At 67.5% G+C, this 22,437-nt stretch carries 28 protein-coding genes; 24 read left to right on the top strand and 4 right to left on the bottom strand.

The genetic code is table 11. The features are described 5' to 3' along the window. The first annotated feature begins 140 nt into the window (after positions 1–140). Both AC07SQ_RS16810 and AC07SQ_RS16805 read left to right on the top strand, forming a co-directional pair. A complete protein-coding gene (locus AC07SQ_RS16810) occupies positions 141–803 on the top strand; it encodes an MlaC/ttg2D family ABC transporter substrate-binding protein (protein WP_495272441.1) in 663 nt (220 codons plus the stop codon). A 12-nt stretch (positions 804–815) separates the two neighbouring features. Next, on the top strand, positions 816–1,091 hold the full coding sequence (locus AC07SQ_RS16805) for an STAS domain-containing protein (RefSeq protein ID WP_495270009.1): 276 nt from the start codon (positions 816–818) through the stop codon (positions 1,089–1,091). A 10-nt stretch (positions 1,092–1,101) separates the two neighbouring features. Here AC07SQ_RS16805 and AC07SQ_RS16800 read toward each other — a convergent pair whose 3' ends face one another. After that, on the bottom strand, positions 1,102–2,715 hold the full coding sequence (locus AC07SQ_RS16800) for a serine hydrolase domain-containing protein (RefSeq protein WP_495272442.1): 1,614 nt from the start codon (positions 2,713–2,715) through the stop codon (positions 1,102–1,104). Positions 2,716–2,867: 152 nt separating this feature from the next. Between AC07SQ_RS16800 and AC07SQ_RS16795 the strand changes: the two genes are divergently transcribed. The 13 genes from AC07SQ_RS16795 (at position 2,868) to AC07SQ_RS16735 (ending at position 13,793) form a co-directional block, all read left to right on the top strand. Continuing rightward, the gene (locus AC07SQ_RS16795; RefSeq protein ID WP_070059934.1) at positions 2,868–3,815 is read left to right on the top strand and encodes an ABC transporter ATP-binding protein; all 948 of its coding nucleotides are present in this window, start codon (positions 2,868–2,870) and stop codon (positions 3,813–3,815) included. A gap of 5 nt (positions 3,816–3,820) precedes the next feature. After that, positions 3,821–4,576 (top strand): ABC transporter permease, encoded by a 756-nt coding sequence (locus tag AC07SQ_RS16790; protein WP_354347937.1) that lies wholly within the window; start codon positions 3,821–3,823, stop codon positions 4,574–4,576. A gap of 19 nt (positions 4,577–4,595) precedes the next feature. Then, entirely contained in the window at positions 4,596–4,838 is a 243-nt protein-coding gene (locus tag AC07SQ_RS16785) for a BolA family protein (RefSeq protein ID WP_062471708.1), read from the top strand. Positions 4,839–4,880: 42 nt separating this feature from the next. Then, positions 4,881–6,170: a UDP-N-acetylglucosamine 1-carboxyvinyltransferase gene (gene murA / locus AC07SQ_RS16780; protein WP_062471705.1), complete on the top strand. Its 1,290-nt coding sequence runs from the start codon at positions 4,881–4,883 to the stop codon at positions 6,168–6,170. Beyond that, positions 6,167–6,808 carry an ATP phosphoribosyltransferase gene (gene hisG, locus AC07SQ_RS16775; protein WP_062471702.1) on the top strand — a complete coding sequence of 214 codons (642 nt, stop codon included), beginning with the start codon at positions 6,167–6,169 and terminating at the stop codon, positions 6,806–6,808. The genes murA and hisG overlap by 4 nt, the downstream gene beginning before the upstream one ends. Before the next feature lie 11 nt (positions 6,809–6,819). After that, positions 6,820–8,142 carry a histidinol dehydrogenase gene (gene hisD / locus AC07SQ_RS16770; RefSeq protein WP_495272443.1) on the top strand — a complete coding sequence of 441 codons (1,323 nt, stop codon included), beginning with the start codon at positions 6,820–6,822 and terminating at the stop codon, positions 8,140–8,142. Between the two features lie 37 nt (positions 8,143–8,179). After that, complete coding sequence (locus AC07SQ_RS16765; protein WP_495262617.1) at positions 8,180–9,007, top strand: hypothetical protein; 828 nt, start codon at positions 8,180–8,182, stop codon at positions 9,005–9,007. 12 nt (positions 9,008–9,019) lie between these two features. Next, positions 9,020–9,400, top strand: a complete 381-nt coding sequence (locus tag AC07SQ_RS16760; RefSeq protein WP_095743766.1) for a hypothetical protein — start codon at positions 9,020–9,022, stop codon at positions 9,398–9,400. Next, positions 9,397–10,500 carry a histidinol-phosphate transaminase gene (gene hisC, locus AC07SQ_RS16755; RefSeq protein WP_495272444.1) on the top strand — a complete coding sequence of 368 codons (1,104 nt, stop codon included), beginning with the start codon at positions 9,397–9,399 and terminating at the stop codon, positions 10,498–10,500. The genes AC07SQ_RS16760 and hisC overlap by 4 nt, the downstream gene beginning before the upstream one ends. Further along, positions 10,497–11,114 carry an imidazoleglycerol-phosphate dehydratase HisB gene (gene hisB, locus AC07SQ_RS16750; RefSeq protein ID WP_062471688.1) on the top strand — a complete coding sequence of 206 codons (618 nt, stop codon included), beginning with the start codon at positions 10,497–10,499 and terminating at the stop codon, positions 11,112–11,114. The genes hisC and hisB overlap by 4 nt, the downstream gene beginning before the upstream one ends. A gap of 19 nt (positions 11,115–11,133) precedes the next feature. Continuing rightward, on the top strand, positions 11,134–11,793 hold the full coding sequence (gene hisH, locus AC07SQ_RS16745) for an imidazole glycerol phosphate synthase subunit HisH (protein ID WP_062471685.1): 660 nt from the start codon (positions 11,134–11,136) through the stop codon (positions 11,791–11,793). Between the two features lie 63 nt (positions 11,794–11,856). After that, positions 11,857–12,600 (top strand): 1-(5-phosphoribosyl)-5-[(5-phosphoribosylamino)methylideneamino]imidazole-4-carboxamide isomerase, encoded by a 744-nt coding sequence (hisA, locus tag AC07SQ_RS16740; protein ID WP_062471681.1) that lies wholly within the window; start codon positions 11,857–11,859, stop codon positions 12,598–12,600. Between the two features lie 20 nt (positions 12,601–12,620). After that, positions 12,621–13,793: an AAA family ATPase gene (locus AC07SQ_RS16735; protein ID WP_495272445.1), complete on the top strand. Its 1,173-nt coding sequence runs from the start codon at positions 12,621–12,623 to the stop codon at positions 13,791–13,793. Between the two features lie 18 nt (positions 13,794–13,811). Here AC07SQ_RS16735 and AC07SQ_RS16730 read toward each other — a convergent pair whose 3' ends face one another. Next, the gene (locus tag AC07SQ_RS16730) at positions 13,812–14,726 is read right to left on the bottom strand and encodes an amino acid ABC transporter substrate-binding protein (RefSeq protein WP_492743316.1); all 915 of its coding nucleotides are present in this window, start codon (positions 14,724–14,726) and stop codon (positions 13,812–13,814) included. A gap of 11 nt (positions 14,727–14,737) precedes the next feature. After that, the gene (locus AC07SQ_RS16725) at positions 14,738–16,045 is read right to left on the bottom strand and encodes a dicarboxylate/amino acid:cation symporter (RefSeq protein WP_495272446.1); all 1,308 of its coding nucleotides are present in this window, start codon (positions 16,043–16,045) and stop codon (positions 14,738–14,740) included. A 132-nt stretch (positions 16,046–16,177) separates the two neighbouring features. Here AC07SQ_RS16725 and AC07SQ_RS16720 point away from each other — a divergent pair, with 132 nt between their 5' ends. The 9 genes from AC07SQ_RS16720 to tatC all read left to right on the top strand — a co-directional run bounded on the left by AC07SQ_RS16720 (position 16,178) and on the right by tatC (position 21,095). Continuing rightward, complete coding sequence (locus AC07SQ_RS16720) at positions 16,178–17,011, top strand: D-hexose-6-phosphate mutarotase (RefSeq protein ID WP_139701049.1); 834 nt, start codon at positions 16,178–16,180, stop codon at positions 17,009–17,011. A gap of 29 nt (positions 17,012–17,040) precedes the next feature. After that, positions 17,041–17,826 carry an imidazole glycerol phosphate synthase subunit HisF gene (hisF, locus tag AC07SQ_RS16715; protein ID WP_095743770.1) on the top strand — a complete coding sequence of 262 codons (786 nt, stop codon included), beginning with the start codon at positions 17,041–17,043 and terminating at the stop codon, positions 17,824–17,826. A gap of 42 nt (positions 17,827–17,868) precedes the next feature. Further along, the gene (gene hisI, locus AC07SQ_RS16710; RefSeq protein ID WP_095743771.1) at positions 17,869–18,258 is read left to right on the top strand and encodes a phosphoribosyl-AMP cyclohydrolase; all 390 of its coding nucleotides are present in this window, start codon (positions 17,869–17,871) and stop codon (positions 18,256–18,258) included. After that, positions 18,255–18,644 (top strand): phosphoribosyl-ATP diphosphatase, encoded by a 390-nt coding sequence (locus AC07SQ_RS16705; RefSeq protein ID WP_095743772.1) that lies wholly within the window; start codon positions 18,255–18,257, stop codon positions 18,642–18,644. Before hisI ends, AC07SQ_RS16705 begins: the two co-directional genes overlap by 4 nt. A gap of 25 nt (positions 18,645–18,669) precedes the next feature. Beyond that, entirely contained in the window at positions 18,670–19,059 is a 390-nt protein-coding gene (locus AC07SQ_RS16700; RefSeq protein WP_056572726.1) for a DUF4870 family protein, read from the top strand. Further along, the gene (locus AC07SQ_RS16695) at positions 19,049–19,408 is read left to right on the top strand and encodes a histidine triad nucleotide-binding protein (protein WP_070059922.1); all 360 of its coding nucleotides are present in this window, start codon (positions 19,049–19,051) and stop codon (positions 19,406–19,408) included. The genes AC07SQ_RS16700 and AC07SQ_RS16695 overlap by 11 nt, the downstream gene beginning before the upstream one ends. Positions 19,409–19,473: 65 nt before the next feature. Continuing rightward, on the top strand, positions 19,474–19,722 hold the full coding sequence (gene tatA, locus AC07SQ_RS16690) for a Sec-independent protein translocase subunit TatA (protein ID WP_070059921.1): 249 nt from the start codon (positions 19,474–19,476) through the stop codon (positions 19,720–19,722). A 19-nt stretch (positions 19,723–19,741) separates the two neighbouring features. Beyond that, on the top strand, positions 19,742–20,203 hold the full coding sequence (gene tatB, locus AC07SQ_RS16685) for a Sec-independent protein translocase protein TatB (RefSeq protein WP_062471652.1): 462 nt from the start codon (positions 19,742–19,744) through the stop codon (positions 20,201–20,203). 73 nt (positions 20,204–20,276) lie between these two features. Then, positions 20,277–21,095, top strand: coding sequence for a twin-arginine translocase subunit TatC (gene tatC / locus AC07SQ_RS16680; RefSeq protein WP_070059920.1), 819 nt, complete (start codon positions 20,277–20,279; stop codon positions 21,093–21,095). Positions 21,096–21,196: 101 nt separating this feature from the next. Here tatC and AC07SQ_RS16675 read toward each other — a convergent pair whose 3' ends face one another. Next, positions 21,197–22,357 (bottom strand): S1C family serine protease, encoded by a 1,161-nt coding sequence (locus AC07SQ_RS16675; protein ID WP_495272447.1) that lies wholly within the window; start codon positions 22,355–22,357, stop codon positions 21,197–21,199. Between the last annotated feature and the right edge of the window lie 80 nt (positions 22,358–22,437).

Genomic DNA, 22,437 nt, shown 5'->3' with positions numbered 1-22,437 from the left:
CCTGCTTGCATCCGGTTGCAAGGCTTCACCTCCGCTTCAGGAACCCGGTCGGCCTGGCGCCTGTCGAAACCGTTCCTGTCTCAGCACGGGGCCATTGGCTGCACCGTGCAGGGAAGACAATTCAACCTGAGGGACTCACCATGAACAACAAGATCTTGCTGCAACGACGCGACCTGGGCCGCCTGGCATTGGCCGGCGCGCTGCTGTTCGGCGCTGCCACCGCCTTCGTGCATCAGAGCGCATTCGCGGCCGACGAAGCCCCCGACGCGCTCGTCAAGCGCCTGTCGACCGACGTGCTCGAGACCATCAAGGCCGATTCGTCGATCAAGGCCGGTGACATCAACAAGATCATGCTGCTGGTCGACAGCAAGATCATGCCCAACGTCAATTTCCAGCGCATGACCGCCTCGGCCGTTGGCCCGGCCTGGCGCCAGGCCACGCCCGAGCAGCAAAAGCGCCTGCAGGACGAGTTCAAGACCCTGCTCGTGCGCACCTACGCCGGCGCGCTCGACCAGGTGAGTGACCAGACCGTCATCATCCGCCCGTTCCGCGGCGCGCCCACCGACACCGACGTGCTCGTGCGTACCGAGGTGAAGGGCCGCGGCGATCCGGTGCAACTGGACTACCGCCTCGAAAAGACGCCGGGGCAGGGCGCCGGCTGGAAGGTCTACAACCTGAATGTGCTGGGCGTGTGGCTGGTCGACACCTACCGCACCCAGTTCGCGCAGGAAATCAACAAGAGCGGCATCGATGGCCTGATTGCCGCGCTGGCCGCGCGCAACAAGGGCAACGGCAAGGGCTGACGGGCGCACGCCATGCTGGTCCTTCCCTCCCGACTCACCCACGACGAGGCTCCTGCCTGCATGCGCATGCTGCAGCAGGGGCTCAAGGGCCAGGCCGATTCGTCGTCCACCGTGGTCGACGCCACGGCACTGGCCCAGTTCGATTCCTCCGCGCTGGCGGTGCTGCTCGAGTGCCGGCGCGAATCCAGCGCGCTGGGCCGGGGGTTCTCAGTCAAGGGCCTGTCGCCGCGCCTGCGCGAGCTGGCCGCGCTGTACGGCATCGCGGGCCTTCTGCCCGCTGCACCCTGACCCCCACACCCTAGCGCGTGCGTGGCACTGCTGCGGTCAGCAGCGTGAGTGCCTTGTTCAGGGTCGAGGTCGCGAATCGTTCTCCCTTGGAGTGGCCGATGCGCACGACGACGAGATCGTGCGACGGAATCACGAGCACGAACTGGCCCCCTGCGCCGAGCATGTAGTAGGCCGTCGTCGGCGCCGCCAGTGCGCCCGTTCCATTGATCCAGAAAAATCCCCCGTAGATGGGGCGCTGGTCTGCGGTCCAGGCCGGTGCGGCCGTGCTCACAAAATTGACGAACCCCTCGGGAAGAATGCGCTCCCCGTTCCACACGCCGTCCTGCAGGTAGAGGTTGGCCAGCCGGGCCCAATCGCGGGCCGACATGAAGTCGTAGCCTTGCGTGAGGAAGTTGCCGTAGGGGTCGGTCTCGATCACCATGGAGCGGATGCCGATCTTGTCGAAGATGGTGCGCTGCGGGAACGAGAGGTACTCTTCGCCGCGCTTCTCGACTCCAAGGCGGACCAGGTAGTTGGCAAGCACCGGATCGGTGTTGCGGTAGCGGCCCACCGTGTTGGGCGGCCATTGCTGCGGTCGGGTCGCGGCGTAGTTGAATGCGTTGATCCGGCCCGTGTAGTAGTAGATGTGATCGGGGTAGGCGCCGTTGGGATCGAAGTCCGGATCGTCCGGGGCCTTGATGCGCAGCCCGCTGGACATGCGCAGGATGTCGGCAATGCGGATCTGCTGGCGGCCGTCGCCGGCACCTTGCCATTCGGGAATCGGCGCGGGCTGGTCGAGCTTGTACACGCCCTGCTTGATCAGCACGCCCATCATCGTGGCCACGACGCTTTTGCCCATCGACCATGATTCGAGCGGCGTTGTCGCGTTGATGCCGCTCATGTAGCGCTCGCCGATGAGCCGCCCCTTGTGCGTGACCACGAAGGCCGCGGTGTAGGCCTCCGTGGTTTCGAAGGCGGCGCCGATGGCCTGGTTCACCTTGGCCATGTCGACGTCGGCGGGCGGCGGGTCGTTCGGCAGCACATCGCCCATGGGCCAGGGCACGGTCGTGGGGTCGGCCAGCGCGCTCTTGACATTGACGGGTGTGAAGAAAACGTCGTCCTTGCCGGGCGGCAGCGTGATGCAACCCTGCGATCCGAAGTGGCGGGCCACCAGCGTCGGGCCGCCGTTGGGCATCGTGATGCGGACCTCCTTCTTGGTGCGGTCGACCACCGGCGCACCCACCTTCTTGCGCTGTTCGTACGGCCCCGTGAAATACCCGATGGTTTCGGCGGCGACTGCAGGATCGAGTCCGGTGATGAAGACCGCCGAGCACATGGCCTTGGCATAGCCGGACGTGTTGTGCTCCAGCACATCGCCGGGTGGTGGCACGTAGGGCGTGTCCAGCTCCAGGCACTTGGCGCGTGCAATGAGTGCATCGCGGGCTGGCAGCTGGGCCGAACCGGCAGATGAAGTGCAAGGTTGGGCGGTGCCGCCCCCTGCGCCAGCGCCTGCGCCGCCGCCGACAAGGGCGATGCCGCCACCTCCGCCGCCACCACCTCCACCTCCTCCCCCACAAGCGGTCAGCACCATCGCCAGGAGCAGGGCGGCAACGGTTGGGAAGGGGCTGCGGGTCAAACACTTCATTGGCGTTCCTCGCGATGGGCGGTTGTGGTGCGCAGAATCGGCACCGGCGGGATTGTGGGTGAACTCCGGGCCGATGCCTAGCGCGGCCGGCTCCCCGCGTTCACCCCTGAACAGCGCCGAAAAACCCATCGCCCGTAAAATCGCGGGCTCCCATGCCCGCGATCTCATTCCAGTCGGTCTCCAAGACCTACCCTCCCTCCCGTCAGCAACGCGCCCAAGGCAAGCAGGGGCTGCGTGCGGTCGACGAGGTTTCCTTCCAGATCGAGCCGGGCGAGTTCTTCGGCCTGCTCGGCCCCAACGGCGCGGGCAAGACCACCCTCATCAGCATGCTGGCGGGCCTGTCGCGGCCCACGGCGGGCGCGATCAGCGTGCACGGTTTCGACGTGCAGCGCGACTACGCCGAGGCTCGGCGCCAGCTCGGCATCGTGCCGCAGGAGCTGGTGTTCGACCCCTTCTTCAACGTGCGTGAGTCGCTGCGCATCCAGTCGGGCTACTTCGGCATCAAGAACAACGAAGCCTGGATCGACGAGCTGCTGCAGAGCCTGGGCCTGGCCGACAAGGCCACCGCCAACATGCGCCAGCTCTCGGGCGGCATGAAGCGCCGCGTGCTGGTGGCGCAGGCGCTGGTGCACAAGCCACCGGTCATCGTGCTCGACGAGCCCACGGCCGGTGTCGACGTCGAGCTGCGTCAGACGCTCTGGCAGTTCGTCGCCAAGCTCAACAAGCAGGGCAGCACCGTGCTGCTGACCACCCATTACCTCGAGGAAGCCGAAGCCCTGTGCAGCCGCATCGCGATGCTCAAGCTCGGCAAGGTGATCGCCCTGGATCGCACCAGCGAGCTGCTGAAATCGGCCGCGAGCAATGTGCTGCGCTTCAAGACCGATGCCATGCTGCCCTGGGCCATCGCCCAGCATGCGCGCATCACCGGGCGCATCGTGCAGCTGCCGGCGCAGAACGCGCATGAAGTCGAACAACTGCTGGCCGCGATCCGCGAAGCCGGCGTCGCGGTGGAAGACGTGGAAATGCGCAAGGCCGACCTGGAAGACGTGTTCATCGACCTGATGGCGGGCGAGCAGACGCCGCTGGAGGTGTCGCGATGATGGCCGTGACCGGGTGGCGAGCGCTGCTCTACAAGGAAACGCTGCGCTTCTGGAAGGTCGGCTTCCAGACCGTCGGCGCGCCGGTGCTCACCGCGCTGCTGTACCTCATGGTGTTCGGCCATGTGCTCGAAGGCCGCGTGACGGTCTACGGCACCGTGGGCTACACCGCCTTCCTGATCCCCGGCCTCGTGATGATGAGCGTGCTGCAGAACGCGTTCGCGAACAGCTCGTCCTCGATCATCCAGAGCAAGATCATGGGCAACCTCGTGTTCGTGCTGCTCACGCCGCTGTCGCACTGGGGCTGGTTCTTCGCCTACGTGGGCTCCTCGGTGATCCGCGGGCTGGCGGTGGGCGTGGGCGTGTTCGCCGTGACCGTCTTCTTCGCCGTGCCGAGCTTCGTAGCGCCGGTGTGGATCCTGGTGTTCGCGCTGCTGGGCTCGGCCATGCTGGGCACGCTCGGCCTCATCGCCGGGCTCTGGGCCGAGAAGTTCGACCAGATGGCCGTGTTCCAGAATTTCCTGATCATGCCCATGACCTTCCTGTCGGGCGTGTTCTATTCGATCGGCTCGCTGCCGCCGTTCTGGCAGAGCGTGAGCCACCTGAACCCCTTCTTCTACATGATCGACGGCTTCCGCTACGGCTTCTTCGGGGTGAGCGACGCTTCGCCCTGGCTGAGCTTCGGCATCGTCGGTTCCGCCTGGCTGGTGGTGAGCGCCATCGCTGTCCACCTGCTGCGCATCGGCTACAAAATCCGCGGCTGAACCCGCCTTGCAAGACCCCATGACCGCTGACGAACTCCAAGCCATCATCGCTGCCCATCTGCCGTGCGAGCACATCACGCTCGAGGGCGACGGCCGACATTGGTACGCGACCATCGTCTCGGCCGAATTCGAGGGCAAGCGCGCCATCCAGCGCCACCAGCGGGTCTACGCCACCCTCGGTGCGAAAATGCACACCGACGAGGTGCATGCGCTCTCGATGAAGACCTACACGCCGGCCGAATGGGCCGCCGTGGACAAATGACTTTCCGGCCCCTGCGGGCCTCCTGATTTCGCTGGATCCTTCATGGACAAACTTCTGATTCGCGGCGGGCGTGAGCTTCGCGGCGAAGTGCTCATTTCCGGCGCCAAGAACGCCGCGCTGCCCGAGCTGTGCGCGGCGCTGCTGACCGACCAGCCCGTGGTGCTGCACAACGTGCCGCGCCTGCAGGACGTGTCGACCATGCTCAAGCTGGTGCGCAACATGGGCGTGACGGCCGAGGCCGACGACAACGGCACCGTGCGCCTGAACGCCGGCGAGCTCGGCAACCCCGAGGCCCCCTACGAACTCGTGAAGACCATGCGCGCCTCGGTGCTGGCGCTGGGCCCGCTGCTGGCGCGCTTCGGCCACGCCAAGGTGTCGCTGCCGGGCGGCTGCGCCATCGGCTCGCGGCCGGTCGACCAGCACATCAAGGGCCTGCAGGCGATGGGCGCCGAGATCGTGGTCGAGCACGGCTACATGGTCGCGCGCCTGCCCGAGGGCCGCACGCGGCTGAAGGGCGCGCGCATCCTGACCGACATGGTCACCGTCACCGGCACCGAGAACTTCCTCATGGCCGCCGCGCTGGCCGAGGGCGAGACGCTGCTCGAGAACGCAGCGCAGGAGCCCGAGATCGTCGACCTGGCCGAAATGCTGATCCGCATGGGCGCGAAGATCGAAGGCCACGGCACCAGCCACATCCGCATCCAGGGCGTCGAGAAGCTGCACGGCTGCGAACACGCCGTGGTGGCCGACCGCATCGAGGCCGGCACCTTCCTGTGCGCCGTGGCGGCCACGGGCGGCGAGGCCTTCCTGCGCCACGCGCGCGGCGACCACCTCGACGCGGTGATCGACAAGCTGCGCGACGCCGGCTGCACCGTCGTGACCGAGCCCGACGGCATCCGCATCGGCTCGCAGGGCCCCGCGTACGACCACCTGAAGGCGCAAAGCTTCAGCACCACCGAATACCCCGGCTTCCCGACCGACATGCAGGCCCAGTTCATGGCCCTGAACGTGATCGCGCGCGGCGCCTCGATGGTCACCGAGACCATCTTCGAGAACCGCTTCATGCACGTGAACGAGATGGTGCGCCTGGGCGCGCGCATCCACGTCGAAGGCAAGGTCGCGATGGTCGAGGGCGTGCAGCAGCTCTCGGGCGCCACCGTGATGGCCACCGACCTGCGCGCCTCCGCCAGCCTCGTCATCGCCGGCCTTGTGGCCGAGGGCGAGACGCTGGTCGACCGCATCTACCACCTCGACCGGGGCTATGACCGCATGGAATCGAAACTGCGCGGCCTCGGTGCCGACATTGAACGCGTGACGGGAGCCGCCGCATGATCACTTTGGCTCTTTCCAAAGGCCGCATCTTCGAAGAGACGATGCCCCTGCTGGCCGCCGCCGGCATCGAGGTCACCGAAGACCCCGAGAAATCGCGCAAGCTCATCCTCGACACCACCCGCCCCGACGTGCGCGTGGTGCTGGTGCGCGCTTCCGACGTGCCCACCTACGTGCAGTACGGCGGCGCCGACCTGGGCGTGACCGGCCTGGACGTGCTGCTCGAGCACGGCAACCAGGGCCTGTACCAGCCGCTGGACCTGCGCATTGCGGCCTGCCGCCTCAGCGTGGCCGTGCGCGCCGACTACGACTACGCCTCGGCCGTGAAGCAGGGCTCGCGCCTGCGCGTGGCCACCAAGTACGTGGGCCTGGCGCGCGACTTCTTCGCCAGCAAGGGCGTGCACGTCGACCTGATCAAGCTTTACGGCAGCATGGAGCTGGCGCCGCTCACGGGCCTGGCCGACGCCATCGTCGACCTGGTCTCCACCGGCAACACGCTCAAGGCCAACCACCTCGTCGAGGTGGAGCGCATCATGGACATCAGCGCCCGGCTGGTCGTCAACCAGGCCGCGCTCAAGCTCAAGCGCGAACCCATCCGCCGCATCATCGACGCCTTCGCGTCCGCCATTCCCTCCGCCTGAACCTCAAGCCCATGACTCTGCAAGCAGCCCCCGCCCGACTGTCCACGAACTCAGCCAGCTTCGACGCTGAATTCAAGGCGCGGCTGCATTGGTCCGCGGACGCGGACGCGGCCATCGAGAAGGTGGTGGCCGACATCCTCGCCGACGTGCAAAAGCGCGGCGACGAGGCGGTGCTGGAGTACACCAACCGCTTCGACAAGCTCGACGCGAAGACGTTGCCCGAGCTCGAACTCACGCAGGCCGAGCTGAAGGCCGCGTTCGAGGGGCTCCCGGCCGCGCAGCGCGATGCGCTCGAAGCCGCCGCGCGCCGTGTGCGCAGCTACCACGAGGCGCAGAAGAAGGCCTCCGGCGAAAGCTGGAGCTACCGCGACGCCGACGGCACGCTGCTCGGCCAGAAGGTCACGCCGCTGGACCGCGTCGGCATCTACGTGCCGGGCGGCAAGGCCGCGTACCCGTCGAGCGTGCTGATGAACGCCATTCCCGCGCACGTCGCGGGTGTGGGCGAGATCATCATGGTCGTGCCCACGCCGAAGGGCGAGAAGAACCAGCTCGTGCTCGCCGCAGCCTACGTGGCCGGCGTGACGCGCGGCTTCACCGTCGGCGGTGCGCAGGCCGTGGCCGCGCTGGCCTACGGCACGGCCACCATCCCGGCCGTCGACAAGATCACCGGCCCCGGCAACGCCTACGTGGCCGCTGCCAAGCGCCGCGTGTTCGGCACCGTGGGCATCGACATGATCGCGGGCCCGAGCGAGATCCTGGTGCTGGCCGACGGCTCCACGCCGCCCGACTGGGTGGCCATGGACCTGTTCAGCCAGGCCGAGCACGACGAGCTGGCCCAGAGCATCTTGCTGTGCCCCGACGCCGCCTACATCGACCGCGTGCAGGCCGAGATCGACCGCCTGCTGCCGACCATGCCGCGCGCCGAGATCATCGCCGCCTCCCTCAACGGCCGCGGCGCGCTGATCCACACGAAGAGCATGGAAGAGGCCTGCGAGATCAGCAACCGCATCGCGCCCGAACACCTCGAGGTGAGCAGCAGCGAACCGCACCGCTGGGAGCCGCTGCTGCGCCACGCCGGTGCGATCTTCCTGGGCAACTTCACCAGCGAGAGCTTGGGCGACTACTGCGCCGGCCCGAACCACGTGCTGCCGACCAGTGGCACGGCGCGCTTCTCGAGTCCGCTGGGCGTGTACGACTTCCAGAAGCGCTCCAGCCTCATCGAGGTGAGCGAGGCCGGCGCGCAGGTGCTGGGCCCGATCGCCGTCACGCTGGCCGAAGGCGAGGGCCTGCAGGCGCACGCCGAAGCCGCGCGCATGCGCCTGCGTAAGATCTGAGGCTCCAACAACCCCGCTTCAGGGAGGAGCACGCCAGATGATTCAACGCCTCTATCGTTCGCGATTTTTCCGCTTCGCCACCGGCCTCGTTGCCGGTGCCGCCTTGCTGGCCGCCTGCACCCAGATGCCGCAGAACCGCGCCGAAACGACGGCGATGGCGGCCACGTCCAGTGCTGCAAAGCCCGCACCGGCGCCGGCCCAGCTCGGCACGCAATGGGGCGAGGGCATCGAGTCGAAGACCCGCACCGTCGCCGCCAAGCGCCTGTCCGACCAGCCCGACGACGTGGCCTCGATCGGCTACAACGACGCGGCCAGCGTGCGCCGCGATACGGGCAGCAACCCTGAGCGCCGGCTGAACCTGCAGCTGGCCCAGGGCGACATCGAATGGTCGGTGCTCGACGAGAACGACCGCCCGCTGCCGTTGCAGCGCGCACGTCGAAGCGGCAATGACATGTTCCGCCTCGCCGGCGTCGAAGGCGCGCGCTACACGCTGCGCTTTCGCAACCTCAGCGACCGCAGCTACGAGGTGATCGCCACCGTCGACGGCCTGGACGTGCTCAACGGCAAGCCCGGCAGCCTGCGCAACGGCGGCTACGTGCTGCGCCCGCAGCAGACGCTGAACATCGAGGGCTTCCGCAAGAGCCAGAGCGAAGTGGCCGCCTTCCGTTTCGCCACGCCGGGCCGCGCCTACGCCGCGAACACCGAGGCCGGCGACGTGCGCAACATCGGCGTGATCGGCGCCGCGCTGTTCGAACTCGAAGAGCCGAACGCCCCGCGCCGCACCCGCCGCGACGCCTCGCCGTCGCAGCCCAGCGCCTTCCCGGCCGACGGCGCGTATGCGCCGCCGCCGCGCTACCGCAAGTAAGCCGGCGAGGCCATGCAACGCGCCGCCGTCCTGCTGTTGCCGCGCCTGCCGGCGCTGCTGCTCGCCCTGGCGGCCGGTGCGATCGGCGTCGGCGCGCAGGCCATGAGCATCCGCGAGCTGCGCACCCTCGAAGCCAACGAGAAGGACGGCAAGGCCTACGCCAGCTACTACCTCGTCGGCGTGCTTGAAGGCCTGCGCGAGGGCGTCGAGTCGTCGCAGCGCAACGGCCAGGTGCCGCCGTTCTGCATCGAGGGCCGCCGCCTCGAACCCTCGATGGCCCGTTCGCTCTACCAGACCGAGCTGAGCCGCAACGCCGACAGCTACGAAGCCGACATGCCCGTGCAACTGGTCATGGCCGGCGCCCTCCGCAACAGCTACCGCTGCACCCGATGACCGTTTCCGACTCTTCCGCCTCCGACACCCGCCTGCCGCTCGACCGCATCCGCGCCGACGTGCGCGCCATGCACGCCTACGCGGTGCAGGACGCGCGCGGCTTCCTCAAGCTCGACGCGATGGAGAACCCCTACGGCCTGCCGCCCGCGCTGCAGGCCGAACTGGGCGCGCGCCTGGGCGCGCTGGCGCTCAACCGCTACCCCGGCGACCGCGGCGCCGACCTGCAGCGCGCGCTGGCCGCCCATGCGGGCTTGCCCGAAGGCTTTGGGCTGATGCTGGGCAACGGCTCGGACGAACTGATCTCGCTGCTCGGCATCGCCTGCGACCAGCCCGGCGCCGCCGTGCTCGCGCCCGTGCCCGGCTTCGTCATGTACGCGATGAGCGCCCAGTTGCAGGGCCTGCGCTTCGTGGGCGTGCCGCTCACGGCCGATTTCGAACTCGACGAGGCCGCCATGCTGGCCGCCATCGCGCGCGAGAAGCCCGCCATCGTCTACCTCGCCTACCCGAACAACCCGACCGCCAACCTCTGGGATGACGCCGTCATCGAGAAGATCGTGCAGGCCCAGGGCGCGCAGGGCGGCCTGGTGGTGATCGACGAGGCCTACCAGCCCTTTGCCGCCCGCAGCTACATCGACCGGCTCGCGAACCACCGCCACGTGCTGCTGATGCGCACCCTGAGCAAGTTCGGCCTGGCCGGCATCCGCCTGGGCTACCTCATGGGTCCCGCGGCGCTGGTCGCCGAGATCGACAAGGTGCGCCCGCCGTACAACATCAGCGTGCTCAACTGCGAGGCCGCGCTGTTCGCGCTGGAGCACGCCGCCGTGTTCGAGGCCCAGGCGCGCCAGATCCGCGAGGGGCGCGGCCAGCTCATGGCCGCGCTGGCCCGGCTGCCGGGTGTGAAGACCTGGCCCAGCGACGCCAACATGATCCTGCTGCGCGTGCCCGATGCCACCCGTACCTTCGAGGGCATGAAGGCCCGCGGGGTGCTGGTGAAGAACGTTTCTAAAATGCATGAACTGCTCGCCAACTGCCTGCGCCTCACCGTCGGAACGGCCGACGAGAACGCGCAGATGCTGGCGGCGCTCGAAGCCTCACTATGACCACCCCCACGACCCCGGGCAGCACCGATCGCATCGCGACGGTCACCCGCCACACCGCCGAGACGAAGATCACGGTCAGCGTCAACCTCGACGGCACCGGCAAGGCCAAGCTCTCCACGGGCATCGGCTTTTTCGATCACATGCTCGACCAGATCGCCCGCCACGGGCTGATCGACCTGGACATCGACTGCGAGGGCGACCTGCACATCGACGGCCACCACACCGTGGAAGACGTGGGCATCACGCTCGGCCAGGCCGTGGCCAAGGCCATCGGCGACAAGAAGGGCATCCGTCGCTACGGCCATGCCTATGTGCCGCTGGACGAGGCTCTGAGCCGCGTCGTCATCGACTTCTCGGGCCGCCCGGGCCTCGTGATGCACGTGCCCTTCACCAGCGGGATGATCGGCACCTTCGACAGCCAGCTCACCTACGAGTTCTTCCAGGGCTTCGTGAACCACGCCTTTGTCACGCTGCACATCGACAACCTGAAGGGCGTGAACGCGCACCACCAGTGCGAGACCGTGTTCAAGGCCTTCGCGCGCGCCATGCGCGGCGCGCTGGAGCTCGATCCGCGCTCCGTGGGCGTCATTCCCTCGACCAAGGGTTCGCTCTGAAATTCCTCAGCGAACAGCTATGAAATCTGTAGCAAAGAATTCCGTCGCGGTCGTCGACTACGGCATGGGCAACCTGCACTCCGTGTCGCAGGCCGTGCGCCATGCGGCCGACCAGGTGGGCGTGGAGGTGTTCGTCACCTCCGACCCGGACGTGGTGCGCCAGGCCACCCGCGTGGTGCTGCCGGGGCAGGGCGCCATGCCCGACTGCATGCGCGAGCTGCGCGACTCGGGCCTGCTCGAATCGGTGCTCGAGGCCGCGGCCAGCAAGCCGCTCTTCGGTGTGTGCGTGGGCATGCAGATGCTGCTGTCGCGCAGCGACGAAGGCCCAACCGACGGCCTGGGGCTCATTCCCGGCGAGGTCGTCAAGTTCGACCTGGCCGGCCGCCTGCAGCCCGACGGCAGCCGCTTCAAGGTGCCGCAGATGGGCTGGAACCAGGTGCGCCAGGCCCAGCCGCACGCGGTGTGGGCGGGCATTCCCGACCAGAGCTATTTCTATTTCGTGCACAGCTTCTACGCGTGTCCGGCGGATGCCCGGCACAGCGTGGGCGAGGCCGATTACGGGGCATGCTTTACCGCGGCCATCGCACGCGATAACATTTTTGCAACCCAGTTCCACCCGGAGAAGAGTGCGGACCATGGGCTGCAGCTGTATCGCAACTTCCTCCACTGGAATCCCTGACCTTATATTCCCGCCCGGGCCGCACCGTTCGCAGCCCGGCTTTCGCACACTCGCGTCACTTCCATGCTCCTCATTCCCGCCATTGATCTCAAAGACGGCCACTGCGTTCGCCTCAAGCAGGGCGACATGGACCAGTCCACCATCTTCAGCGAAGACCCCGCCGCCATGGCCCGCAAATGGGTCGAGGCCGGCGCCCGTCGGCTGCACCTGGTCGATCTGAATGGCGCCTTCGCCGGCAAGCCGCAGAACCACGCGGCCATCAAGGCGATCCTGAAGGAAGTCGGCGACGACATCCCGGTGCAGCTGGGCGGCGGCATCCGCGACCTGGACACCATCGAGCGCTACATCGACGACGGCCTGCGCTACGTGATCATCGGCACCGCCGCGGTCAAGAACCCGGGGTTCCTCAAGGACGCCTGCAGCGCCTTCGGCGGCCACATCATCGTGGGCCTGGACGCCAAGGACGGCAAGGTCGCCACCGACGGCTGGAGCAAGCTCACGGGCCACGAGGTGGCCGACCTGGGCAAGAAGTTCGAGGACTACGGCGTCGAATCGATCATCTACACCGACATCGGCCGCGACGGCATGCTCTCGGGTATCAACATCGACGCCACCGTCAAGCTCGCGCAGGCGCTGACCATCCCCGTGATCGCCTCGGGCGGCCTGTCGAACATGGCCGACATCGACCAGCTCTGCGCGGTCGAGTCCGAAGGCGTCGAGGGCGTGATCTGCGGCCGCGCCATCTACTCGGGCGACCTCGACTTCGCCGCCGCCCAGGCGCGCGCGGACGAGCTGGCCGGCGCCTGACGCCTTTGCCGTAGCGGCGCGTGCTCTCCGCGCTCGCCATCGCCAACTACCGCTCGCTGCGCCAGCTGACGGTGCCGCTGGGCCGCCTCACGGTGGTCACGGGCGCCAACGGCAGCGGCAAGTCGAGCGTGTACCGTGCGATGCGCCTGCTGGCCGACATCGCCAACGGCGGCGTGATCCGCTCGCTGGTGCGCGAAGGCGGGCTGTCTTCCACGCTGTGGGCCGGGCCCGAGCGCTTTTCGGCGGCCATGCTGCGCGGCGAACAGCCGGTGCAGGGCACCACGCGCAGCGAGCCGGTGGCGCTGAAGCTGGGCTTCGCCGGCGCCGAGGCCGACGATTTCGGCTACGCCATCGACATCGGCCTGCCGCCGCCGATCCCGTCCTCGGCCTTCTCGCACGACCCGCAGATCAAGCACGAGGCGATCTGGAGCGGCCCGCTGCTGCGCCCTTCCACGCACCTGGTCGACCGCAAGGGCGCCGCGCTGCGCCTGCGTGACGGTAAGGGCTGGCAGGCCGTCGGCCGGCCGATCCCGGCCTTCGCCAGCATGATGACCGAGCACGCCGACCCGCGCGACGCGCCCGAGATGCTCACGCTGCGCGAGCAGATGCGCTCCTGGCGCTTCTACGACCACTTCCGCTCGGACGCCGAGGCGCCCGCGCGCCAGCCACAGCTGGGCACCTACACGCCCGTGCTCGCCAACGACGGCGCCGACCTGGCCGCCGCCCTGCAGACCGTCCGCGAGATCGGCGACGGCGAGGTGCTCGACAGCGCCGTGGACGACGCCTTCCCGGGTGCCCGCATCGAGGTGCACGCGAACGGCGACCGCTTCGAGACGCTGATGCACCAGCACGGCCTGCTGCGGCCCCTGACGGCCGCCGAGCTGTCGGACGGCACCCTGCGCTACCTGCTGTGGATCGCGGCGCTGCTGACGCCCCGTCCGCCCGCGCTGCTGGTGCTCAACGAGCCCGAGACCAGCCTGCACCCCGACCTGCTGCCCGCGCTGGGCCGCCTCATCGCGCAGGCCGCGCGGTCGTCGCAGGTGATCGTGGTGTCGCATGCGGCGCGCCTGATCGCCGCCCTGGACGACAGCGAAGGCCTGCAGCCGGTGGTGCTCGAAAAGCGCTTCGGCGAGACCCGCATCGCGAACCTCGACATGAGCGAGATGCCGCGCTGGGAGTGGCCGGCGCGGTAGAGAAAAGGGCAGGCGGGCCTACTCGGCCTTCACCGCCATCGTCTGGATGATCGTTTCCAGCTGCGCGCTCATCGGCAAATTGAGGCTTTCCCCCGAAGGCAGCTTGCGCATGAACCAGCGTTTGTACTGCCGGTGGATCTCGCCGTCTTCCGCCAGCACCTGGAAGGTGTCGACCACGACCTTGTTGAGCTGCGGGTCGCCCTTGCGGTACATGACCGCGTACGGGTCGTAGGAGAGGAAGTCGCCCACCACCTCGTACTGCGCCTTGGCGGCGTCGCGGGCGATCAGGCCGTAAAGCAGCACGTCGTCGGTGGCGAAGGCGTCGGCCTGGCCTTCTTTCACGAGCGCGAACGACTCGGCATGGTCGCGCGCCACCTTCAGCTCGATGTTGAGCTTGAACTTCTGCGACAGGTCGCGCAGCGTCTTCTCGTTGGTGGTGCCGGCCGTCACGGCCACTTTCTTGCCGGCCAGGTCGCGGAACGACTGGATCGGCGCGCCCTTCTTCACCAGCACCTTGGTGCCCGAGACGAACATCGTCGGCGAGAAGGCCACGCGCTTCTGGCGCTCCAGGTTGCTGGTGGTGGAGCCGCACTCAAGGTCGACCTGGCCGCTCACGACTGCGTCGATGCGCGAGTCAGAGGTGACGGGCACCCACTTGATCGTGAGGCTCTTGTTGACCGTGTCCTCGATGGCCGTGACGAGCGCGCGGCACAGCTCGATGGAATAGCCGATCGGCTCCTTGCGCGCATTGAGGTACGAAAAAGGCACCGAGGCCTCGCGGTGGCCGATGGCGATGGTACCGCTCTCGCGCACCTTGGCCAGCGTGCCGGTGAGGAGCTCCTGTGCCTGCGCGGGGCCGCCCGGCAAGGCCAGGGCCACGGCCGCCAGCAGCCATGCGGCGACGGCGGAGGGCAGCGTGGCGATGCGCGTCATGGCGTGGCGCCTCACGCGTGCGCCGGATGGGCGAGGGTGGCGGCGGCTTCCTCGTCGAGCACCTTGGCGTTGGCCTCGGCATCGCTCTCGGACAGCAGTTCGCCCTCCCACTTGGCGACCACGGCCGTGGCGATGGAGTTGCCCACCGCGTTGGTGGCCGAGCGGCCCATGTCCAGGAAGGTGTCCACGCCCAGGATCAGCAGCAGGCCGGCCTCGGGAATGTCGAAATGGTTCAGCGTGGCGGCGATCACCACCAGCGAGGCGCGCGGCACGCCGGCCATGCCCTTGGAGGTGAGCATCAGGATCAGCAGCATGGTGATCTGCGTGCTGATCGGCATGTGGATGTCGTAGGCCTGCGCGATGAACAGCACGGCGAAGGTGCAGTACATCATCGAGCCGTCGAGGTTGAACGAGTAGCCCATCGGCATCACGAAGCTGGAGATCTTGCGCTTCACGCCGAAACGGTCGAGCGCCTGCAGGATCTTCGGGTAGGCGGCTTCGGAGCTTGCGGTGGCGAACGACAGCAGGAACGCCTCCTTGATGAGCACCAGCAGCTTGAACACGCGCGGCCCCAGGAACAGCAGGCCGGCCATGATGAGCACGCCCCACAGCACGAACAGGCCCAGGTAGAAGTCGCGCATGAACACGGCGAACTTGACGAGAATGCTCAGCCCGTTCACGGCCACGGTGGCGGCCATGGCCGCCAGCACCGCCAGCGGCGCGAGCTTCATGACGTAGCCCGTGATCTTGAGCATGGCGTGCGACAGCTCCTCGATGGCGGCCACCAGCGTCTTGGCCTTGTCGCCGAGCGAGGCCAGCGCCACGCCGAAGAACATCGAGAACACCACGATCTGCAGGATCTCGTTGTTGGCCATCGCCTCCACGAACGACTTGGGCACCGTGTGGCTCACGAAGTCCTTGAAGGTGAACTTGTTGGTCGCCAGGTTGGCCGAGGCGCCGATGTCGGGCAGCGGCAGGCCCAGGTTCTCGCCGGGCTTGAGCAGGTTGGCCATGACCAGGCCGATCACCAGCGAGATCAGCGAGGCCGTGAGGAACCAGCCGATGGCCTTGCCGAACACGCGGCCCACCGACTTGGCGTCGCCCATGTGCGCGATACCCACCACCAGCGTGGAGAACACCAGCGGGCCGATCAGCATCTTGATCAGGCGCAGGAAGACGTCGGAGACGATGGAGACGTAGTCCGCGATCTCCTTGGCGGCCTTCTTGTCGGGAAAGCTGGTGAAGATCATGTAACCGACGATGATGCCGAGCACCATGGCGATCAGGATCCAGGCGGCCATGGGCAGCTTTTTCTTCATGCGTATCCCCTTTGTCGTGTGAGAGTGGTTCTTTTCGAGTGCACGGGACCGACCCGGCACAGGGTATCCAAGAAAGGCGGATGCACGCAATGGCCCGCTGTCAGGATGCGGCGGCTGCCTACAATTCCTCACATGGATATCCGCTCGATCGAGTTTCGAGGCCAGCCGGCGTTGCACGCCGTGGCGGCCGATGGCAGCACGCTGACGGTGGCGCTGCATGGCGCCCAGGTGCTTTCCTGGGCCCCGGCCCGCGGTGGGGAGCGACTGTATCTGAGTCCGAAGGCCGTTTTTGACGGCCAAACTGCCATCCGCGGCGGCATTCCCCTGTGCTGCCCCCAGTTCAACCAGCGCGGCATGCTCCCCAAGCATGGCTTCATGCGCAATCTGCCTTGGATTCGCGAGGAATCGGGCGCGCCCGACACGCTGCGGCTGGTGCTGCGCGACGACGACGCCACCCGCCGGCTCTGGCCACATGCGTTCGAGGCGCGGATGGACGCCACGCTCGCCGCTGGCCGGCTGCGCACCGCGCTCACCCTGACCAACACCGGCGACGCACCCTGGCCGTTTTCGGCCGCGCTGCACACCTACCTGCGCGTGGACGACATCGCCGCCGTGCGCCTCGAAGGCCTGCAGGGCGCCGCCCGCTGGGACGCGGTGCGCGACGTGCGCCAGACCGAATCGGCCGCCGCGCTGCAGTTCGACGCCGAGTTCGACAGCGTCTACACCGCCCCGGCGCAGCCGCTGCGGCTGGTGCAGCCCGGCGGCACGCTCGAAATCACCCAGAGCGAAACCTGCACCGAAACCGTGGTCTGGAACCCCGGTGCCGCGCTCGGTGCGACACTCGCGGACATGCCCCCAGAGGGCTTCCGCCACATGCTCTGCGTCGAGGCGGCCCGCATCGACGAACCCGTCGTGCTGGCGCCCGGCGCCCAATGGCAGGGCTGGCAACAGCTTTGCGTTCTCTGACCGACTGATTTCTCCTGGTTCACCACCCCATGCTTGCCAAACGCATCATTCCCTGCCTCGACGTCACCGGCGGCCGCGTCGTCAAGGGCGTCAATTTTCTCGAGCTGCGCGATGCCGGCGACCCGGTCGAGATCGCGGCGCGCTACAACGCACAGGGCGCCGACGAACTGACCTTCCTGGACATCACGGCCACCAGCGACGGCCGCGACCTGATCCTGCCGATCATCGAGGCGGTGGCCTCGCAGGTCTTCATTCCGCTGACCGTGGGCGGCGGCGTGCGCACCGTGGCCGACGTGCGCCGGCTGCTCAACGCGGGCGCCGACAAGACCAGCTTCAACTCGGCCGCCATCGCCGATCCGCAGGTGATCAGCGACGCGGCCCAGAAGTACGGCTCGCAGTGCATCGTGGTCGCCATCGACGCCAAGCGCCGCAGCCCCGAAGACGCCGCCACGCGCGGCGCGGGCTGGGACGTGTACAGCCACGGCGGGCGCAAGAACACCGGCCTGGACGTGGTGCAGTGGGCGACCGAGATGGCGCGCCGCGGCGCGGGCGAGATCCTGCTCACCAGCATGGACCGCGACGGCACCAAGAGCGGCTTCGACCTGGCCCTGACGCGCGCCGTGAGCGACGCGGTCAACGTGCCCGTGATCGCCTCGGGCGGCGTCGGTAGCCTCGACGACCTGGCCGACGGCATCCAGAAGGGCGGCGCCGACGCGGTGCTGGCCGCGAGCATCTTCCACTACGGCGAGCACACCGTGGGCGAGGCCAAGGCGCGCATGGCCGAGCGCGGGATTCCCGTGCGCATCGACGCCTGAGCGGGACCGGAAGGGTCTTTTCCTATCCTTGACAATATCCCCATGAATTGGCTCGATGAAGTGAAGTGGGACGCGAACGGGTTGGTGCCCGTGATCGCCCAGGAACAAGGCACGAACGACGTGCTCATGTTCGCGTGGATGAATCGCGAGGCGCTCGAGAAGACCGCCGAGTTGGGCCGCGCGGTGTATTTCAGCCGCTCGCGCAGCAAGCTGTGGTTCAAGGGCGAGGAGTCGGGCCACGTGCAGACCGTGCACGAGATCCGCCTCGACTGCGACAACGACGTGGTGCTGCTCAAGGTGACCCAGCTCGGCCACGAGCCCGGCATTGCCTGCCACACCGGCCGCCACAGCTGCTTCTTCAGCAAGTACGAAAAGGGCCAGTGGACCGTGGTCGAACCGGTCTTGAAAGACCCGGAGTCGATCTACAAATGACCGCCACAGTGAACGATTCGAACACCTCCGACGCGCTCGCCCGCCTGGCCGCGGTGCTCGAGAGCCGCCTGCCCGCGAACGGCGGCGACCCCGAGAAAAGCTACGTCGCCCGGCTGCTGCACAAGGGCCCCGACGCCTTCCTCAAGAAGATCGGCGAGGAAGCCACCGAGGTCGTGATGGCCGCCAAGGACGCGGACCACGGCGGCGACCGCTCGAAAATAGTGAACGAAGTGGCCGACCTGTGGTTCCACACCATGGTGGCGCTGGCCCACTACGGTTTCTCGCCAGCCGACGTCGTCGCGGAGCTCGAGCGCCGCGAAGGCACCAGCGGCATCGAGGAAAAAGCCCTGCGCAAGGTGCAGGCCCGCGAAGCTTCCAACGACTGAATGATCGATTGAAAGGGCATCGACCATGGCCAATGACATCGTGAACGTGGAACCCGACGACTCCCTCAAGACCTGGGGCTGGGTCAGCTACGTGCTGCACCTGATCGTGGCCATCGGCGCGGTCGTGCCGGGCGCGCAGGCCTCCGTGCTGCTGCTGCTCATCGCCCTCCTGATCGATTTCGTGAAGCGCGACGACGCGGCCGGCACCTGGCAGGCCTCGCACTTCAGCTGGCGCATCCGCTCGGTGCTGTGGGCCGGCCTGCTGTACATCGTCACCTCGTGGCTCTGGCTGCTGCTGTTCGTGCCGGGCTGGATCGCCTGGAGCCTGATTTCGCTGTGGTTCCTCTACCGGATCGTGAAGGGCATGATCCGGATGAACGACGGCCGTCCCATGGAACCCAAAGATGTCATCTGATCCGAACTGCGTCTTCTGCAAAATCATCGAAGGCAAGATCCCCTCGCGCAAGGTCTACGAAGACGACGACCTGTTCGGTTTCCATGACATCTCGCCCTGGGCGCCGGTGCATTTCATGCTGGTGCCGAAGAAACACATCGCCTCGATGGCGCAGCTCACGCCCGAGGATTCGGCGCTCATGGGCAAGATCATGACGCTGGCCCCCCAGCTGGCGCTGGAGCAGGGCTGCAGGCCCTATCCGGACGGCGGCTATCGCGTCGTCGTGAACACCGGCGCCGAGGGCGGGCAGGAGGTTCACCATCTCCATGTGCACGTCATGGGCGGCCCCCGGCCCTGGCTTCGCGGCTGAGCAGGGTTAAGCCAAACTGTCACATTCCCCCCGACTAAAATCGGACACATTCTTAGGAGTTCTCCATGGGTTCTTTTTCCATCTGGCACTGGCTGATCGTGCTGCTCGTCGTGGTCATGATCTTCGGCACCAAGAAGCTGCGGAACATGGGTTCGGATCTCGGTGGCGCCGTCAAGGGCTTCAAGGACGGCATGAAGGACGGCTCGGCCTCCCCTGACGCCTCCGCTGCACCGGCCCCCACGCAGCAAGTGACCGGCCAGCCGGCCAACAGCGACAAGTCGACGATCGACGTCGAAGCGCGCCAGAAGTCCTGAGCACCGCAGGCACACATCCGTGATCGACCTCGGCATTGAGAAGCTGGCGCTCATCGGCGTCGTGGCGCTGATCGTGATCGGGCCGGAGAAGCTGCCGCGCGTTGCTCGCACGGTGGGCGCCCTGCTCGGCAAGGCGCAGCGCTACGTGAACGACGTCAAGGCCGAAGTCAACCGTTCGATGGAGCTCGACGAGCTTCGCAAGATGAAGACCACGGTCGAGGACGCGGCGCGCGATGTGGAGCACAGCATCCACACCGGCGCCAGCGAGTTCGAGAAGCAGTTTTCCGGCGCGTCCGGCGACACCCTGTCGGCACTGGCCGAGCCCGAGCAGGCGGTGCCCGAATACAGGCACCCCCGCAAGAACTGGCGCCTGAAGCAGGGCGCCACGCCGAACTGGTACAAGGCGCGCAACGGCGTGCGTACCAAGGCGCTGTCGGGCGCGGCGCGGGTCGCCCGCTTCCGCCCCCACAAGATCAACTGACGCACGCGCACGCCCCGCGGCGTTCCCGTGCGCCCCGTGCGCCTGTGTCTTCTCCCACGCTTTCTCCTCTCCCATGGCCGATTCCGACAACAAGAACAAAGAAGAAGACGAGCTGGCGGGCACCGAGCAGCCGTTCGTGCAGCACCTGGTCGAGCTTCGGGACCGGCTGCTGTACTGCGTCTACGGCCTCGTAGTCGCGGGCATCCTGCTGGCGATCTGGCCCGGCCCGAGCGGGCTCATGGACATCATCGCCATGCCGATCCGCGCGCACATGCCGCCGGACGCCAAGCTGATCGCCATCGGCGTGTTCTCGCCGTTCTTCGTGCCGCTCAAGGTGCTGATGATGGCGGCCGTGCTGCTGGCGCTGCCCTGGCTCATGTACCAGGCCTGGATGTTCGTCGCGCCGGGCCTGTACAGCCACGAGAAGCGCTTTGCGCTGCCGCTGATCTTCTTCGGCAGCGTGCTGGCCTACGGCGGCATCGCCTTCGTGCAGCTGTTCGTGCTGGACAAGATGTTCGGCTTCATCCAGAAATTCACGCCTGCGGCGGTGGCGGCCACGCCCGACATCTCGTCGTACGTGGAGGCCATCCTGTCGCTGTACATCGCCTTCGGCGTCGCCTTCCAGGTGCCGATCGTGGTGATGCTGCTGGTGCGCTTCGAGATGGTCACCATCGAGAAGCTGCGCTCGTTCCGCGGCTACTTCATCGTGATCGCCTTCGTGGTGGCCGCGGTGCTCACGCCGCCCGACGTGGTCTCGCAGCTCGCGCTGGCGGTGCCGATGTGCCTGCTGTACGAGGTGGGGATCATCGGGGCGCGCTACTTCGCAGGAACGGGCAAGGCGCCCGAGGGTGAAGAAGAGGGCGCGGGTTCGGGGTCTTCCGGCAGTTCCTGATCCGCCGGATCGATCGGCTCCTGCCCCCAAAACAAAAGCGGCCCTCGGGCCGCTTTTTTGTTGCTGTCTGATCTGCGGCCGGAGCCGCTGTCGTTTCCCGCCTATTCGTTGTTGGGCAACTGCTGCCGGATCGGACTCTTCGGTCGCAGTCCTGGCGTCACGTCCAGTTCCATCTTGTCGGTGCCGCGCTGCAGCGCGAAGCGTGCGGTGTCGCCCGGCTTGAGGCCGGCCACGGCGGTCAGCAGGGCCTGCACGCTGTCGGTCTTCTTCTCGCCCACCGAGGTGATCACGTCGCCCGGGCGGATGCCGGCCTTGGCGGCGGGGCCGTTCTGCAGCACGCCAGTGATGATCACGCCGGCGTCGGCCTTCACGCCGAAGGTCTCGGCCAGTTCGGGCGACAGGTCGCTCGGCTCGACGCCGATCCAGCCGCGGCGCACCTGGCCTTCCTTCACGATGCCCTCGAGCACGATCTTGGCCATCGACGCCGGGATGGCGAAGCCGATGCCCATGCTGCCGCCCGAGCGCGAGTAGATCGCGGTATTGATGCCCTGCAGGTTGCCGTTGACGTCGATCAGCGCGCCGCCCGAGTTGCCGGGGTTGATGGCCGCGTCGGTCTGGATGAAGTTCTCGAACTGGTTGATGCCCAGCTGGTTGCGCCCCAGCGCCGAGACGATGCCGCTGGTCACGGTCTGGCCGACGCCGAAGGGGTTGCCGATGGCCAGCACCTGGTCGCCCACCAGCAGCTCGTCGGAGTTGCCCAGCACGATCACCGGCAGCTTGTCGAGCTCGATCTTGAGCACGGCCAGGTCGGTGTCGGGGTCGGTGCCGATCACCTTGCCGCGCGCGTGGCGGCTGTCGTTCAGGGTGACCTCGATTTCGTCGGCGCCCTCGACCACGTGGTTGTTGGTGAGGATGTAGCCGTCGGTGCTGACGATGACGCCGCTGCCCAGGCCCACCTGCGGCTGGTCGGCCTGGTCGCCGAAGAAAAAGCGGAACCAGGGGTCGTTGCTGCGCGGGTGGCGCTGTGCGGCCTTGCTGGTGTTGATGCTCACGACCGCCGGCGAGGCCTTCTTGGCCGCCGCGCTCAGGCTGCCCGCGGCGGGCACGGCCGGCGCGCCGCTGGGCGCTTCCACGATGGACACCACGCCGCCCAGCGAGGTCGAGCGCTTGTGGATCCACTCGGGCTTGAGCGTCGCGACGACGAAGTAGGCCGCCAGCAGGACGGTCACGGCTTGGGCAAAGAGCAGCCAGGTGCGTTTCATGAAAGCTTGAAGAAAGAGCGTTGGAAAAGCGCTGAAAGACGGCGCCGGTTGCAATTGTCCCTCAACCGGCCTGGCGCCAT

The organism is Variovorax sp. GW821-FHT06D12, from assembly GCF_059419205.1.
This window is presented reverse-complemented; position numbering and strand designations above follow the sequence as displayed.

What these genes read in the sequence shown, in the direction of transcription:
- AC07SQ_RS16810 (WP_495272441.1), top strand. Translation starts at nt 141, where the DNA reads ATGAACAACAAGATCTTGCTGCAACGACGCGACCTGGGCCGCCTGGCA.
- AC07SQ_RS16805 (WP_495270009.1), top strand. Translation starts at nt 816, where the DNA reads ATGCTGGTCCTTCCCTCCCGACTCACCCACGACGAGGCTCCTGCCTGC.
- AC07SQ_RS16800 (WP_495272442.1), bottom strand. Translation starts at nt 2,715, where the DNA reads ATGAAGTGTTTGACCCGCAGCCCCTTCCCAACCGTTGCCGCCCTGCTC.
- AC07SQ_RS16795 (WP_070059934.1), top strand. Translation starts at nt 2,868, where the DNA reads ATGCCCGCGATCTCATTCCAGTCGGTCTCCAAGACCTACCCTCCCTCC.
- AC07SQ_RS16785 (WP_062471708.1), top strand. Translation starts at nt 4,596, where the DNA reads ATGACCGCTGACGAACTCCAAGCCATCATCGCTGCCCATCTGCCGTGC.
- murA (WP_062471705.1), top strand. Translation starts at nt 4,881, where the DNA reads ATGGACAAACTTCTGATTCGCGGCGGGCGTGAGCTTCGCGGCGAAGTG.
- hisG (WP_062471702.1), top strand. Translation starts at nt 6,167, where the DNA reads ATGATCACTTTGGCTCTTTCCAAAGGCCGCATCTTCGAAGAGACGATG.
- hisD (WP_495272443.1), top strand. Translation starts at nt 6,820, where the DNA reads ATGACTCTGCAAGCAGCCCCCGCCCGACTGTCCACGAACTCAGCCAGC.
- AC07SQ_RS16765 (WP_495262617.1), top strand. Translation starts at nt 8,180, where the DNA reads ATGATTCAACGCCTCTATCGTTCGCGATTTTTCCGCTTCGCCACCGGC.
- AC07SQ_RS16760 (WP_095743766.1), top strand. Translation starts at nt 9,020, where the DNA reads ATGCAACGCGCCGCCGTCCTGCTGTTGCCGCGCCTGCCGGCGCTGCTG.
- hisC (WP_495272444.1), top strand. Translation starts at nt 9,397, where the DNA reads ATGACCGTTTCCGACTCTTCCGCCTCCGACACCCGCCTGCCGCTCGAC.
- hisB (WP_062471688.1), top strand. Translation starts at nt 10,497, where the DNA reads ATGACCACCCCCACGACCCCGGGCAGCACCGATCGCATCGCGACGGTC.
- hisH (WP_062471685.1), top strand. Translation starts at nt 11,134, where the DNA reads ATGAAATCTGTAGCAAAGAATTCCGTCGCGGTCGTCGACTACGGCATG.
- hisA (WP_062471681.1), top strand. Translation starts at nt 11,857, where the DNA reads ATGCTCCTCATTCCCGCCATTGATCTCAAAGACGGCCACTGCGTTCGC.
- AC07SQ_RS16730 (WP_492743316.1), bottom strand. Translation starts at nt 14,726, where the DNA reads ATGACGCGCATCGCCACGCTGCCCTCCGCCGTCGCCGCATGGCTGCTG.
- AC07SQ_RS16725 (WP_495272446.1), bottom strand. Translation starts at nt 16,045, where the DNA reads ATGAAGAAAAAGCTGCCCATGGCCGCCTGGATCCTGATCGCCATGGTG.
- AC07SQ_RS16720 (WP_139701049.1), top strand. Translation starts at nt 16,178, where the DNA reads ATGGATATCCGCTCGATCGAGTTTCGAGGCCAGCCGGCGTTGCACGCC.
- hisF (WP_095743770.1), top strand. Translation starts at nt 17,041, where the DNA reads ATGCTTGCCAAACGCATCATTCCCTGCCTCGACGTCACCGGCGGCCGC.
- hisI (WP_095743771.1), top strand. Translation starts at nt 17,869, where the DNA reads ATGAATTGGCTCGATGAAGTGAAGTGGGACGCGAACGGGTTGGTGCCC.
- AC07SQ_RS16705 (WP_095743772.1), top strand. Translation starts at nt 18,255, where the DNA reads ATGACCGCCACAGTGAACGATTCGAACACCTCCGACGCGCTCGCCCGC.
- AC07SQ_RS16700 (WP_056572726.1), top strand. Translation starts at nt 18,670, where the DNA reads ATGGCCAATGACATCGTGAACGTGGAACCCGACGACTCCCTCAAGACC.
- AC07SQ_RS16695 (WP_070059922.1), top strand. Translation starts at nt 19,049, where the DNA reads ATGTCATCTGATCCGAACTGCGTCTTCTGCAAAATCATCGAAGGCAAG.
- tatA (WP_070059921.1), top strand. Translation starts at nt 19,474, where the DNA reads ATGGGTTCTTTTTCCATCTGGCACTGGCTGATCGTGCTGCTCGTCGTG.
- tatC (WP_070059920.1), top strand. Translation starts at nt 20,277, where the DNA reads ATGGCCGATTCCGACAACAAGAACAAAGAAGAAGACGAGCTGGCGGGC.
- AC07SQ_RS16675 (WP_495272447.1), bottom strand. Translation starts at nt 22,357, where the DNA reads ATGAAACGCACCTGGCTGCTCTTTGCCCAAGCCGTGACCGTCCTGCTG.